Genomic DNA, 14,364 nt, shown 5'->3' on the forward strand with positions numbered 1-14,364 from the left:
TTCTCCTGGGGGATCAGGCCACCGCCGCGCGGGGCGCGGGCGACAGCAGTTCGAGTGAGGTGAGGCGTGCGTCGAGGTCGGCCACCGGCGCATCCAGGATGAATTCGCCCACACCGAAGCGTTGGTGCAGGTCGTCCAGCGCGCGGCGCACATGCTGTGCATCGCCCGACAGCACGCTGGGATGGGTCTCTTCGATGCGGTAGTCGGCCACGCCCACCTGCCGCGCATACTCGGCCGCGGCTTCCGGATTGGGCAGGTTGACGGTCTGCCCCGGCCCCAGGTGCAGCTTGTAGATGCGCAACGCACCCAGATGGCGTGCGGCCGCCTCCGCAGTGGGCGCAGCGAAGGCCACCGTGGCCAGCAACGGGGCCTGCGAGGACACCGCGCGGTAGGCGTTGAACGCCGCTTCGATACTGCGCGGGTCGCCATCGAAATGCGCCGCATAGACGAAACGCCAGCCAAGCTCGGCCGCCAGGCGCGCGCTATGCGGGCTTGCCCCGAGCAGGAAGCGCTCCGGCGGCGTCCGCGGCAGCGGCCGCGCCTGTGCGGCGGCATGCGGGTGGTCGGCGGGCAGGCTGCTGGACAGGAAGCCTTCCAGATCGTGCAGCTGCTGCTCGAACGCGCCGGCCGGCGTACGCCCGGCCGCCAGCGCCGCGGTGGAGGCCGGCAGTCCGCCGGGCGCCTTGCCGATGCCCAGGTCCACCCGGCCCGGGGCCAGGCTGGCCAGCAGGTTGAAGGTCTCGGCCACCTTGTACGGCGCGTAGTGGCGCAGCATCACCCCGCCCGTGCCGACGCGGATGCGCGCGGTCTGTGCCAGCACCCAGGCCGCCAGCACTTCCGGCGCGGGGCTGGCCAGCTGCGGGGTGGCGTGGTGTTCGGCGAACCAGTACCGGTGGTAGCCCAGGTGCTCGGCATGCTGGGCCAGGCGCAGGCTGTCGCGCAGCGCCTGCTCGGGTGTGCCGCCATCGCGGATCGGGCTTTTGTCCAGCACGCTGGTCAGGTAGCTCATCGTGTACTCCTTGCTCAGGGATGGGCCACGGGAATGCCCAACAACCCGTTCAGTGCGGCCAGGATCGGTTCGGCACCGGAGATGTACTGGCGGTCGTCGTGCGCGCCACTGGCATGCGCCGACTGCACGCCCTGGGGCAGCACCAGCTTGGGCAGCGACTGGTCCTGTTCGCCGATCTCGGCGATCACTTCGCGGCGCGGCCGGGCAAATCCGATCCTTCGCACGTCCAGCTGCGCGTCCAGTCCCTCGATGCTGGACAGCGCGCCTTCCAACAACAGGCTGTGCCGGCAGAAGAAGCGCTGGCCCGGCAGCTGGCCGTCTTCGAATTCGCGGTCGAGCAGGAACAGGATGGGTTTGTTCGGGGGATAAGCAGACACGGATACGTTCCTCGTCGTGGCCGGCGGCAGCGCGCCGTTGGAACCTTGATGCTAGAGACGTGGCCGCGCCGGCCTACGTCGTAACTCGACAATCAGCGGTCGGATCCGGCCACGCAAATGCGCGTTGGCCATATGCAAAACGCCTGGGGTTATGGGGCCGCTCGCAACCGCGGCGCAGCGGCAGCGCCCGCCCACCCCAGCGCCGGCGCGATCTGTTCGGCCACGATCTGCAGGATCCGCCGGTAGTCGCTGGCGGGCAGTTCATAGGGCAGCTCCACGCGCAGCTCGTCCACCTGCTGCAGCACCGGATCGGCCTGCAGCAGGTCCACGATCTGCGCCGCGCTGCCCACCACGTCTGCGGCAAACAACGTGCGCCGCGGTCCCTGCGGTTCCAGCGTGCGCGCATGGCGCAGCGCGGCAAATGCGAGCAGGCGCTGGCGGGTGGCGGCGTCGGCGCCGTCCAGCGGCACCAGCACGCGCCCGGCGGCAACGCGTGAGGTCGCGCCATCAGCCAGGCCGCTGCGATACACCGCCAGGTGCTCGCGCTGGGTGTTCACGAAATCCGCATGGGTTTCAGCGCGCGCCACGTTGCCCAGCAGCAGGTGCAGCCCCTGCCCGGCCGCCCAGCGTGCCGACGGCACCGAACCGGCGCCATACCAAAGCCGACATGCGAGCCCGGGCGCATGCGGCTGCAGGCGGGGCCGGTACTGAGAGACCGCGTTGCCTACCTGCGTATCAGTGTCGCCCAATGGATGTCCGTGCAGCGCCTCGATCAAGCGCCCCACCCGCGCATGCGAAAAGTCGATCCGCGCCGGATCGCCATCGAACAGCAGGTGGCCCACCAGGTCCGCAAACGGCGGCGGTCCGGCGCTCACGCCCACCTGCAGGCGGCCGCCGGACAGTACGTCCAGCAGTGACAGATCCTCGGCCAGGCGGAACGGCGTTTCGTAGCCCAGCTGGATCACCGCCGTGCCCAGTTCGATACGCCGGGTGTGCTGGCTGGCCGCCGCCAGGAACACCGCCGCCGAGCTGATGCCCGGCTCCAGGTGCCGGTGCCGCACCCACGCGCCGTCGTAGCCGAGCGCTTCGGCAAAGGCAATCAGCGCCAACGCATCGTCCAGCCCGCTGCGCGGATCGTCGGGCCGGAAGCTGCCCGGGGTGAGAAAGGCCAGATGCCGCAGCTGCATGCGCCGATACCTAGGCGATGCGGCGCAACGGCAGCGGCGCAGCGGTCGGTGACAGGTGGGCCGCGGCACGCTCGGCGGCCAGCACGATCCGCGCCTGCAACGCGGCACTGCTGACCTGCTCGTCGCTGAAATCGGCCGGCGTGGCGTACACGCCGATCGGCAGCGTGTGCGCCTGCAGGAAACTGAACAACGGGCGCAGCTGGTGGTCGATCACCAGGGCATGGCGCTCGCTGCCGCCGGTGGCCGCCAGCAGCACCGGCACATCCACCAGCGCCTCCAGTCCGATGAAGTCCACCAGGTGCTTGAACAGGCCAGGATACGAGCCGCGGTACACCGGCGCAGCGGCGATCAGCAGGTCGGCCGCTTCAATCCGCTGCAGCGCCTGTTCGATGCGCGGTTCCACCTCCTCGCGGGTAAGCGCCTGCCCCAACGAGCGCGCGATCGGCGCCAGTTCCACCCACTGCACATCGATGTGCAGCCGGTGCCGCAGCTGGTCCAGCACCTGCCGTACCAGCAACAGCGTGCGTGAGTTGGCCGAGCTGTTCGGCGAGCCGATCAGCGCGACCACGTTCAATGCAGATGACATCGCAATGCTCCCTGTAGAGCCGACCGTTGGTCGGATGCGTTTGCTCAGAACCGGTAGTTGATGCGCCCATACCAGAACGCGCCGATGGTGCTCAGCACATCGCCGGTGTCCCAGGTGGTTTCGATGCTGGCCACGTCAGTGGCGCTGCGGGCGTACTCGGGCACCTTGCGGGTGCGCTTGTCGAACACGTTGTTGATGCCCAGCGCCGCGCTCCAGCCACCGCCCAGCTCCGCGCTGCCGGACAGGTTGGTCACCAGCACCGGCGGCTGCTTGTACTCCACCCCGTTGTTGAGGCGCTTGATCGGCCCGTAGTAGGTGAAATCCACATTCGAGCGCCAGCGCCCGTGTTGCCAGCCCAGCCCGGCCACCTGCGTGTAGGACGGCGTGCGGAAACGCAGTGCGTACTCGCTCGATTTGGTCAGCAGGTTGATGTTGGGCAGCCCCTGCAGCACCGCGGGGATGTCGCGCACTTTCTGGATGGTGGTGCGGCCCACGTTGGCGGCGTAGCTCCAGCGCAGCTTGCCCCAGGCGGTTTCCTGGTTGGCTTCCACGGTCAGCTCCAGGCCCCGCGTGCGGGTATCACCTACGTTGGTGAAGTAGCTGGCGTAGAACGCATCGCCGGGCAGGATGCTGATACCCGCCGTGCCCAGCAGCGCATCGATCGTGTTCTTCTGCGCGGCGCTCAGCACCGTGCCGCTGTTGTCGGTGATGCGCGCCGGGTCCTGCGCGTTGTAACCGATCTGGCTGGACTGACCGAGCTGGCCGCGGATGTCGATCTGGTAGGCATCCAGGGCCAGGTGGAACGCCGCGCTCGGGTCCCAGGTCACGCCGAGGCTGTAGTTGTCGGCCTTCTCCGGCTGCAGCGGCGTGGCACCCAGTGCCAGCGCCGCCGGCGAGGACACCTGCGCCACCAGCGTGGTGCCGCACGGGCAGCTGCCGGTGGCCTGGTAATACTGCGCACCCAGGCTCGGGGCATGGAAGCCGTTGCTCACCGTGGCGCGTACGCCGAACGCATCGGTCACATCAAAGCGCGTGGTCAGCCGCCCGGTCGATACGCTGCCAAAATCAGAGTGATCTTCCCAGCGCGCCGCGGCATCCAGGTACCAGCGCGAGGTCACGTTGGTCGCCGCCCCCACGTACACCGCCTTGCTGTTGCGCGTGGCCTCCACCGCATCGGCGGTGGAATAGCCCACGAAGGCGGCCGCACCGAAGCCGGTGTACGACTCCCACTGCCCGGCCCCGCGCTCGTAGCGCTCGTGCTGGTATTCGGCACCCGCGCTCACCTCCAGCGGCGAGGCGAAGGCGCCCACGTCGAAGCCACGGCGCAGATCCAGGTTGGCGATGCCCTGCTGGTAGTCCAGCTTGCCGTCATAGAAATCAGTGGGCGCACCGGGATAGGCCAGCGAGAAGTTGGCCGAGTGGCGGGTATAGGTGCGCACCGTGTTGCGGTTGCCGGTGAGGCTGCCGTCGATGTCCCAGCCACCCCAGTGACCCTTGACCCCGGCGGTGCCGGTGTACTGCTTCTCCTTGGTTTCCAGTACCGGAAGGAAGCCGTCGGGCCACACGTTCAGTACGCTCGGCGCCTTGTAGGTGCCGAAGATCGTCGCCGGCAGGCGGAAGTTCTGGATGGCCTGTGCGGTGCGGTCGCTGGCCGTCGCCGTGGCGTAGAACTGCGCGTTCTCGCCCAGGCCATGGCCTGCATTCACCGACAGCGCGGTGAGCGCATAGGACGGCGAACTGAGGATCGTGTTGGCTTCCGGATCGCGCGATGCCTCGGCCGGGTTCGGCGTGGTGCCGGCAGGCAGGCGGTTGTTCGGGCGCAGCGCCACCGGGTTGCCGCTGGCGTCCAGCGCCGGGTAGCTCAGGTAGGCATCGATGTAGCGCCGCGTGCGGATCGCATGGTGCTGGCGGGTGTTCTCGCCGGACAGGCTGACGAACCCGTCCTGCCCCCACGGCAGGCCGATGTTGGCGCGCACGCTGGTGCGGGTGCCATCACCATCGATGCTCTGCCCGCTCTCCACCGACACATCGCCGCCGTGCGCGTTCGACTTCAGGATCACGTTGATCACCCCGGTGATCGCGTCGGAGCCATACAGCGCGGACGCACCATCGCGCAGCACTTCGATATGGTCGATGGCCGCTACCGGAATCAACGCGAGGTCGGTCCAGGCATGACCCGGGTAGCCGCCGCCGTTGGCGCCGCTGACATAGGCACTGGCGTTGCGGCGTTTGCCGTTGACCAGCACCAGCGTGTACCCCGGCGACAGGTTGCGCAGCTGGTAGCCACGGATCAGGCTCTCCTGGTCGCTCTGGTAGCCACCGATCTGGCTCAGCGACGGCAGGCTGCGCTGCAGCGCTTCCAGCAGGTTCGCCTGCCCGGTGGACGCCAGGTCCTCGGCCGAAATTACATCGATGGGCGTGGAGCTGTTCTTGACCGTGCGGTTGCTGGTGCGCGAGCCGGTGACCACCACCGCATCCAGCGTGGACGCGGCGGCGGTACCGGAGGCCACCACCGTCTCGGGCGGTGCCTCCGGTCCGGCGGCGTGGGCAGCGCCTGCACCCAGTGCAAGCGCGATCAGAACAGACAGGGAGGTCAGCGTCGGCACGCGTGCCGCAGGCAGGGAGCGGAAGGCAGGAGGCATGGGGACTCTTGAAGGAAGGAGGACGGTCAGGTCCGCGACGGTGCGTCACAGGGCATCAGCTCGCGTTGGGCGCAGCGCACCGGCAACATCGCGACAGAGAGGGCAAGGACATCTCAGGGCCTGATCGGAAACAGGCCTCCATTCAATGGCCTGCACGCAGCGCGCAACAGCCGTTCACGCGCCACCCACCCGCAACATCGCGCCACGCACATGCCCGTTCGGCATGTCGTTAGACGCCGACGCCGCGTGCACACCCTGCGTGGATGCCCCCATCGCCGTGCGTCGATGCGCGACATCGGCAGCCATATATCCCGATGTCATGACGTCATTAGCGCCCCGCCCTGCGTGGCAGCGCCCACCCCGCTAGCATCAAACGATGCCCTCCCCCCATGACCCGCACACCCCGCCCACCGTTGCCATCGCGGCCTGCCACGGCCAGGGCCTGTTCGAGTTCGGCTGCGCCGTCGGCCTGTTCGCCCCCATCCGCCCCGAGCTGGACGTGGCCTGGTACACCACCCAGGTGTGCGCCGCCGAACCGGGACCGCTGCGCATGCTCGGCGGCACCCAGGTGCAGCTGCCTTACGGACTGGAGGCGCTGGAGCACGCCGACACCATCGTGGTGCCCGGCTGGCGTGATCCTGCCGAGCGGCCGCCGCAGGTATTGCTGGATGCGCTCATTCGCGCCCACCAGCGCGGCGCACGCATCACCTCGATCTGTTCGGGCGCCTTCGTGCTGGCGTGGGCCGGCCTGCTCGACGGCCGCAGCGCCACCACTCACTGGCGGCTCACCGACACCCTCGCCCGCGAATTTCCCAACGTGCGCGTGCGCGAGAACGCGCTGTACGTCGACGAGGGCAGCATCATCACCTCGGCCGGTTCGGCCACCGGCATGGACATGATGCTGCACCTGGTGCGCAAGGATTACGGCGCGCGCGTGGCCAACCTGGTGGCCGAGCGGCTGGTGCTGGCACCGTGGCGGGATGCCGAGCGCAGCCAGCGCGTGGTGCGCTCGATACCGGTGGGTGAACCCACCCGGCTTGCCCGGCTGATGGAATGGCTGCGCCGCAACCTGCGCGAGGAGCACTCGCTCAAGAGCATGTCCGAACAGGCCGCACTCAGCCAACGCACACTGCAGCGGCAGTTCCTCGACGCGACCGGGTTGTCACCGATCGACTGGCTGATCCGCGAGCGCGTGGCCTACGCGCGCGAGCTGCTGGAAACCACCGACCGCCCGCTGCACTGGGTGGCCGAACAGGCCGGGTTTGGATCGCAGGAATCGTTCAGGCGTCATTTCCGCGGGCAGACCGCGCTCAGCCCGGCGACCTATCGCGACCGGCACCGGGAAGCTGCCACGGCGCGCGGCCCGGGCTGCTGACCGGCGACTGCCTCATCCGGCGCGCTGCAACTGGCGTGCGCCGTGCGACTGCGCACGGATATGCCAACACTGCAGCGCGAAGCCGATCACGAACAGCACCAGCCCATCATCCAGCTCGGTTCACGGGCAGGTCGCGCGCATGTCGGCGATGCGGCATTGTGCAGGCCGCACTCCCGCGCTCCCTAGGTCATTGCACCTTTTGTGGGCCGGAAACCATCGCTATGGAGCTCCCCCAGCCGGAACAGGTCGCCCGAATCGAAGCCAACGACCACACCCACCGGCTCCACCGCACCCAGCAGCTGATGGATGCTTCCGTCCAGCGAAGCCCGGAGCAGCAACGTTGCGAACGCCAACGCAAACACTATGTGGCCGGGCGTGCCCAGTCCGGCGACCTCGTCCGCGTTGCAGATCACGCCGGCCGCTTTCAAGGTTGCCGAGCCGAGGTAGGCCTTGTCGGGATAGTGGCTGGGGTTGCGCCACAACCACTCGCAGGCCTTGTCCTCCGGTTCGTAGTGACTCAACAGACCGAAATACAGGTCCGCAAATTCCACGCGGTCGCGGGTGGCACGTTCGCCAAGCCCGAAGTAGATCGCGCGCACCGGGAAGGGGCACGGCGCCCGCCGCAGCACACGGGTGAGCCACTTGCCCACGCCGGCACTCTCTGCCGAACAATCAAGTTTCGCCAGCGCCGCCCAGGACGGGTGCGGGATGCGCTGGTCGCCCCAGGCCAACAGCGTCTGCATGGACTGGCCGACGTCCGTCGAGGCGCGCACTTCAGCAGCCAACAGGCGGTAGAAGGCGCGGTAATCCAGCTCTGACATCGTGCTTCCTTGCAGGTACGGGTGGAACCGCGAACTGTAGCGCCTGACGGCGGAATTCGATAAGGCAGCATCGTCACCCCGGCCGGTTCTGCCAGCGGCATGGGCAGGATGCTGCGCCTGGTGCGTGGATCACGGCGCGCGGGTAGCACACCGGGTGGCGCTGCCGATGCTGCAGCGGCCGGCACAACCGGCCAGTCAGCGGGCTGTCCAGCCACCATCCATCGGAAGTGCCGTGCCGGTAATCTGAGCAGCGGCGTCCGAGGCCAGGAAGACCACCATTTCGCCGAGCTGCTCGGGCGTCACAAACTGCAACGAGGGCTGTTTTTCGGCCAGCAGTGCGCGCGCGGCGGACTCCTTATCCGTTCCCTCCCGTTCCGCCAACGCGGTGATCTGCTGCTCGACCAGAGGCGTTCGCACCCAACCGGGGCAGATGGCATTGGCCGTGATGCCCGTGCCCGCGTTCTCCAGCGCCGTCACTTTGGTGAATCCCACCACGCCATGTTTCGCCGCCACATAAGCAGACTTGTTCACCGACGCAACCAGTCCATGCACCGACGCGATGTTGATCACGCGGCCGGATCCCTGCTGCTTCATGTAGGGCAAGGCCGCCGCCGTTGCATGGAACACCGCCGATAGATTCAGCGCGAGGATTGCATCCCACTTTTCCACGGGAAACTCCTCGATCGAAGCGGTGTGCTGGATGCCCGCATTGTTCACCAGGATGTCGATGCGCCCCATCTTCTCAACGGCTTGGGCAATCATTTCCCGCACCGCCTCACCACGGGAAAGGTCGGCGCCATCATGCGCCACCCTTACGCCAAACTCGGTCTCCAGGCGGGAACGGATTCTCTCGATCTCCACCGCATCGCCAAATCCATTCAGCACGATATTGGCGCCTTTCCGCGCGAGCGCAGTGGCAATGCCAAGACCGATACCGCTGGTGGAGCCAGTAACCACCGCGACTTTTCCAGTGAACATGGGCGAGATTCCATCGGGCGTAGGCGGTCAGTGTAGCGGCCGGGAAGCCCATCAGCGCATGCCGTGACCGTGGCCTCTTGCCGCCGACGGCCATGAAGGCGTCCGGGATAACGCGCCTCACCAACTGGCGGAGATCCCGCGCAGTTCGCGAGGAATTCTCCGCAAGCACACGCGCTCAGAACGAACCGGCTTATTTCAACCGCTCAACCAGCCGCTGCCCCACCTCCAACGCCGAAGCCGGGTTCTGCCCGGTAATCAGCTCGCGGTCCACTACCACATGGGCGGTCCACGGCGTGGTGTTGCTGCTGAACCGTGCACCCGCCCGCTGCAGCGCGGTCTGCGGATAGAACTTCATCTCACCGCCACCCAGCAGTGGCTTGGCCTGTTCTTCTTCCTGGTTGCTGATTACGGTCATCTGGTAGCCGCTGTAGATCCACTTCGGCGTGCTCGGCATGGCACCGGCGTCCAGCGTCGCTACGAAGCCCTCGGCATCAGGCAGCGTGGACAGCAGCGCGATCGGGCCGTGGCAGACCAGCGCGGTAGTCTTGTTGCGCTGGTGGAAATCGGCCAGCAACCGGCCCAGCGCCGGGCTCTTCAGCAGGTCCTGCATCGGCGCGTGACCACCGGGGATGTAGACCGCATCGAAGTGCGCGTAGCCCTGCTGCTCGATGCGCGCCAGGCTGACCACCGGCGACGCCGTCGGCGAGGTCAACGCCAATTTCTCCAGCAGATCCTTATGCGCCTTCAACTGCGCGGCATCGTCGCCGAAATACGCCGGCGTCACCGATGACGCATCCACCGTTGGCACCCGCCCCTGCGGCGTAGCGAAGGTCACTTCGTGGCCCGCGTCCAGCAGCAGCTTGACCGGCTGCATCAGTTCGTTGAGATAGAAGCCGGTGGACAGCACCTTGCCGTCCTTCAGGTCCAGGCGGTTCTCGTCGGACAGCACCACCAGCACGTTGGCGGCATGGGCGCCGGTAGCGGCCAGGGTCAGGGCCAGTGCTGCGGCCAGCCGGGTCATCAGGTTCATGGGGAGCTCCTATCGGGGAATGCCCGCCACTTTATTCATCGCCCCGGCGGCGATAAATTGGCCCCATCGCAAAACATCTGTTCCCCGGAGAGCCAAATGAGCCGCAAGTTCGACTACCTGGGCGATGTGGAGGTGTTCATGGCGGTGGTCGAGCACGGCTCGTTCACCGCCGGCGCGGTGGCGCTGTCCACCACCCCGTCGGTGCTGAGCCGCGCGGTCACTCGCCTGGAAGCCCGGCTGGGCCGGCAACTGCTGCAGCGGACCACCCGCCGCGTAGGCCTGACCGACGCCGGGCGGCTCTATCTGGAACAGGTGCGCACCGCCTTCGGCCTGCTGGACGATGCCGAACGCGACGTGCAGGGCCAGGACGGCGCGCTGGCCGGCCGCGTGCGCCTGAGCGTGCCGACCACCTATGGCCATTACCGCCTGCCGCCCGTGCTGGCGCGCTTTGCGCAGCAGTACCCACAGGTGCAGGTGGAACTGAACATCACCAACCGCAACGTGGACCTGGTGGCTGAAGGCTTCGACCTGGCCATCCGCCTGGGCCAGCTGCCGGACAGCGGGCTGGTGGCGCGCAAGCTGGAAGACGCCCCGCTGCTGCTGGTGGCCGGGCCGGACTACCTGCAGCGCCGCGGCACTCCGCAGACGCTGGACGATCTGCAGCAGCACCTGTGCCTGCCGTTTGTCATGCCGCGCACCGGGCGGTTGGCGCCGTGGGTGTTCCGCGACGATGGGCACGACGTGGATTGGGTACCGCGTTCGTCCATCGAGACATCCGACGATGTGCTGGGCGTGGTGTCGCTGGCCGAACAGGGGATCGGCATCTGCCAGAGCTATGAGTTCATCGTGCGCGGGCGGCTGCAGCGTGGGGAACTGGTGGAAGTGCTGCCGCAGCTGCGTGGGCGGTCGCGTCCGTTCTCGGTGATCTATGCGCCGCATCGGCGCCAGTCGGCAGCAGCGCGGGCGATGATTGAGCTGCTGGTGGGGAATGGGTCCGTGGTTGAGGACGGCGTTGGTTGAGACTGCGATGCTCGCTGGGGGTGTCGGATTTCAACTAATTTTTCCGATAAACCAAATCAACAAGGGCGCCTCTCGGCGCCCTCGTTCTTTCAACTCATTCCCACTCAATAGTCGCCGGCGGCTTCCCCGAGATGTCATAGACAACCCTTGAAACCCCCCGCAACTCATTGATGATCCGGTTGCTCACCGTACCCAGGAACTCATACGGCAGATGCGCCCAATGCGCCGTCATGAAATCGATGGTCTCCACCGCACGCAGCGCAATCACCCACTCATAAGCCCGCGCATCGCCCACCACGCCCACCGACTTCACCGGCAGAAACACCGCAAACGCTTGGCTGGTCTTGTCGTACAGATCCGCCTTGCGCAGTTCGTCGATGAAGATCGCATCAGCCTTGGCCAGCAGTTCGGCGTACTCACGCTTCACTTCGCCCAGGATCCGCACGCCCAGGCCCGGGCCCGGGAACGGGTGGCGGTAGACCATGCTGCGCGGCAGGCCGAGTTCGACGCCGAGGCGGCGCACTTCGTCCTTGAACAGCTCGCGCAACGGCTCCACCAAGCCCAGCTTCATGTGCTCCGGCAGGCCGCCCACGTTGTGGTGGCTCTTGATCACGTGTGCCTTGCCGGTCTTGCTGCCGGCCGACTCGATCACGTCCGGGTAGATGGTGCCCTGCGCCAGCCACTTGGCATTGCTCAGCTTGTTGGACTCTTCATCGAAGATGTCCACGAACAGGTTGCCGATGATCTTGCGCTTGGCTTCCGGGTCGCTCACGCCTTCGAGCTTGCTGAAATAGCGGTCCGCGGCATTCACGCGGATCACCTTGACGCCCATGTGCTCGGCGAACATCGCCATCACCTGGTCGCCCTCCTGCCAGCGCAGCAGGCCGGTATCGACGAACACGCAGGTCAGCTTGTCGCCGATCGCCTTGTGCAGCAGCGCGGCCACGACCGACGAATCGACGCCGCCGGACAGGCCCAGGATGACTTCGTCATCGCCCACCAGTTCGCGCACGCGGGCGATCTGGTCGTCGATGATGTTGGCGGCGGTCCACAGGGTTTCGCAGCCGCACACGTCCACCACGAAGCGGCGCAGCAGCGCCTGGCCCTGCAGGGTGTGGGTCACTTCCGGGTGGAACTGCACGCCGTACCAGCGCTTCTCTTCGTTGGCCATCGCGGCCACCGGGATGCGATCGGTCACGGCCGTCACGGTGAAGCCCGGCGGGGCGACGGAGACGTGGTCACCGTGGCTCATCCAGACGTTCAACTTCGGCTCGCCGCCGTGGTCGCTCAGGCCCTTGAACAGCGCATCGGGGTGCACGACGTTGACTTCGGCATGGCCGAACTCACGCTGGTCGGCCGCTTCGGTGGCGCCACCGAGCTGGGCGGCCAGGGTCTGCATGCCGTAGCAGATGCCGAAGATCGGCAGCCCGCTGTCGAACACTTCCTGCGGCGCGGCGGGCGCGCCCGGCAGCGTGGTCGATTCCGGGCCACCGGACAGGATGATGCCCTTGGCGCCGAACGCGGCGATCTCGGCCGGGTTGTGGTCCCATGCCCAGATTTCGCAGTACACACCAAGCTCGCGGATGCGGCGCGCGATCAGCTGGGTGTACTGAGCACCGAAATCGAGGATGAGGATCTTGTCGTTATGGATGTTGGTCATGGCGCCCTGGGCAATGCAGGAAAGAAAACAGGAAACGAATACGAAAACCGGCGGCCGATAGAGAAAGAGGAACGGGAATCAGCTTCCTCGTTCCTCTTTGCTCATGCCGCATCAGGCGCGGTAGTTCGGCGGCTCTTTGGTGATCTGCACGTCGTGGACGTGGCTCTCACGTTGGCCGGCGCCACTGATCTTGACGAACTTCGGCTTGCTGCGCATGTCTTCGACGGTGCCGCAGCCCACGTAGCCCATGGTGGCGCGCAGGCCGCCCATCAGCTGGTGGATGATGCCGCCCACCGGGCCGCGATACGGCACGCGGCCTTCGATGCCTTCGGGCACCAGCTTGTCGGCGCTGGAGGCGTCCTGGAAGTAGCGGTCCTTGGACCCCTTCTCCATCGCGGCCAGCGAGCCCATGCCGCGGTAGCTTTTGTAGGAACGGCCCTGGAACAGCTCGGTTTCGCCGGGCGATTCCTCGGTACCGGCCAGCAGGCCACCGATCATGATGGTGGACGCACCAGCGGCGAGCGCCTTGCCGATGTCGCCGGAGTAGCGGATGCCACCGTCGGCGATCAGCGGGATGCGGTCCTGCAGCGCTTCGGCCACCAGGTCGATCGCGGTGATCTGCGGCACGCCGACACCGGCGACCACGCGGGTGGTGCAGATCGAGCCCGGGCCGATGCCGACCTTGACCGCGTCCGCGCCACAGTCCAGCAGCGCCAGTGCCGCTTCGCCGGTGCAGATGTTGCCACCCACGACCTGCACGTTCGGGAAGTTCTTCTTGACCCAGCGCACGCGGTCCAGCACGCCCTGCGAATGGCCGTGCGCGGTGTCCACCACCAGCACGTCCACACCGGCGGCGACCAGCGCTTCGACGCGGCGATCGGTGTCGCCACCCACGCCCACGGCAGCACCCACCAGCAGACGCGTGGCGGTGTCCTTGGCGGCGTTGGGGTAATCGGTGTTCTTCTGGATGTCCTTCACGGTGATCAGGCCACGCAGGGCGAAATCATCGTTGACCACCAGGATCTTTTCGATGCGGTTGCGGTGCAGCAGCTGCAGCACTTCTTCCGACGCGGCGCCTTCCTTGACCGTGATCAGGCGATCCTTCTTGGTCATGATGTGGCGGACCGGATCGTCCAGCTCGGTCTCGAAGCGCATGTCACGGTGGGTGACGATGCCGACCAGCTGGCCGCCGCCGTCCACCACCGGCACGCCGGAGATGTTGCGCGCCTGGGTCAGGGCCAGCACGTCGCGGATGGTGGTTTCCGGGCCGACCGTGATCGGGTCGCGGATGACGCCGGCCTCGAACTTCTTGACCTGGGCCACTTCGGCGGCCTGCTGCTCCACGGTCAGGTTCTTGTGGATGATGCCCATGCCGCCGAGCTGGGCCATGGCGATGGCCAGGCGTGCTTCGGTGACCGTATCCATGGCCGCGGAAAGGATCGGAAGCTTCAGCCGCAGGTCGCGGGTCAGCCGGGTTTCCAGGCTGACATCCTTGGGCAGGATCGTGGAGTGTGCGGGGACGAGCGAGACGTCGTCGTAGGTGAGAGCTTCAGCCTGGATGCGCAGCATCGGCATACCCGAGATGTGGGGAAGCGCGACATTTTACCCTGATTCGGCCCGCTTGGGCAGGGGGCCGGTGCGACGCTGTGTCGCGCCGGCGGACGGGTTGCACCGACCGT

Annotated in this window: 12 protein-coding genes; 2 read left to right on the top strand and 10 right to left on the bottom strand. The window is 67.1% G+C overall.

Going from position 1 to position 14,364, the window contains the following annotated elements; translation table 11 throughout:
• Positions 1-13: 13 nt before the first annotated feature.
• From DX03_RS11185 to DX03_RS11205, 5 genes are all read right to left on the bottom strand, one after another.
• The gene (locus DX03_RS11185; protein WP_038688748.1) at positions 14-1,009 is read right to left on the bottom strand and encodes an MsnO8 family LLM class oxidoreductase; all 996 of its coding nucleotides are present in this window, start codon (positions 1,007-1,009) and stop codon (positions 14-16) included.
• A gap of 14 nt (positions 1,010-1,023) precedes the next feature.
• Positions 1,024-1,386 (bottom strand): DUF3088 family protein, encoded by a 363-nt coding sequence (locus DX03_RS11190; protein WP_038688750.1) that lies wholly within the window; start codon positions 1,384-1,386, stop codon positions 1,024-1,026.
• 149 nt (positions 1,387-1,535) lie between these two features.
• On the bottom strand, positions 1,536-2,573 hold the full coding sequence (locus DX03_RS11195; RefSeq protein ID WP_038688752.1) for an LLM class flavin-dependent oxidoreductase: 1,038 nt from the start codon (positions 2,571-2,573) through the stop codon (positions 1,536-1,538).
• 10 nt (positions 2,574-2,583) lie between these two features.
• A complete protein-coding gene (msuE, locus tag DX03_RS11200; protein ID WP_038688754.1) occupies positions 2,584-3,159 on the bottom strand; it encodes an FMN reductase in 576 nt (191 codons plus the stop codon).
• Positions 3,160-3,203: 44 nt separating this feature from the next.
• Complete coding sequence (locus DX03_RS11205) at positions 3,204-5,780, bottom strand: TonB-dependent receptor plug domain-containing protein (protein WP_038692287.1); 2,577 nt, start codon at positions 5,778-5,780, stop codon at positions 3,204-3,206.
• Positions 5,781-6,177: 397 nt separating this feature from the next.
• On the opposite strand from DX03_RS11205, the gene ftrA reads away from it, so the two are divergent.
• On the top strand, positions 6,178-7,176 hold the full coding sequence (gene ftrA / locus DX03_RS11210) for a transcriptional regulator FtrA (protein ID WP_038688757.1): 999 nt from the start codon (positions 6,178-6,180) through the stop codon (positions 7,174-7,176).
• A 182-nt stretch (positions 7,177-7,358) separates the two neighbouring features.
• On the opposite strand, the gene DX03_RS11215 is transcribed toward ftrA, so the two are convergent.
• From DX03_RS11215 to DX03_RS11225, 3 genes are all read right to left on the bottom strand, one after another.
• Positions 7,359-7,997 (bottom strand): hypothetical protein, encoded by a 639-nt coding sequence (locus DX03_RS11215; protein ID WP_038688759.1) that lies wholly within the window; start codon positions 7,995-7,997, stop codon positions 7,359-7,361.
• Positions 7,998-8,192: 195 nt separating this feature from the next.
• The gene (locus DX03_RS11220; RefSeq protein WP_038688761.1) at positions 8,193-8,975 is read right to left on the bottom strand and encodes a 3-hydroxybutyrate dehydrogenase; all 783 of its coding nucleotides are present in this window, start codon (positions 8,973-8,975) and stop codon (positions 8,193-8,195) included.
• Positions 8,976-9,165: 190 nt separating this feature from the next.
• On the bottom strand, positions 9,166-10,005 hold the full coding sequence (locus tag DX03_RS11225; protein WP_038688763.1) for a type 1 glutamine amidotransferase domain-containing protein: 840 nt from the start codon (positions 10,003-10,005) through the stop codon (positions 9,166-9,168).
• Between the two features lie 96 nt (positions 10,006-10,101).
• Here DX03_RS11225 and DX03_RS11230 point away from each other — a divergent pair, with 96 nt between their 5' ends.
• The gene (locus DX03_RS11230; protein WP_038688766.1) at positions 10,102-11,025 is read left to right on the top strand and encodes a LysR family transcriptional regulator; all 924 of its coding nucleotides are present in this window, start codon (positions 10,102-10,104) and stop codon (positions 11,023-11,025) included.
• Positions 11,026-11,119: 94 nt separating this feature from the next.
• On the opposite strand, the gene guaA is transcribed toward DX03_RS11230, so the two are convergent.
• Both guaA and guaB read right to left on the bottom strand, forming a co-directional pair.
• On the bottom strand, positions 11,120-12,685 hold the full coding sequence (gene guaA, locus DX03_RS11235; protein WP_038688768.1) for a glutamine-hydrolyzing GMP synthase: 1,566 nt from the start codon (positions 12,683-12,685) through the stop codon (positions 11,120-11,122).
• A 111-nt stretch (positions 12,686-12,796) separates the two neighbouring features.
• Entirely contained in the window at positions 12,797-14,254 is a 1,458-nt protein-coding gene (gene guaB / locus DX03_RS11240) for an IMP dehydrogenase (protein WP_038692289.1), read from the bottom strand.
• Positions 14,255-14,364 lie beyond the last annotated feature (110 nt).

This window comes from Stenotrophomonas rhizophila (assembly GCF_000661955.1).
Lineage (GTDB): Bacteria > Pseudomonadota > Gammaproteobacteria > Xanthomonadales > Xanthomonadaceae > Stenotrophomonas > Stenotrophomonas rhizophila.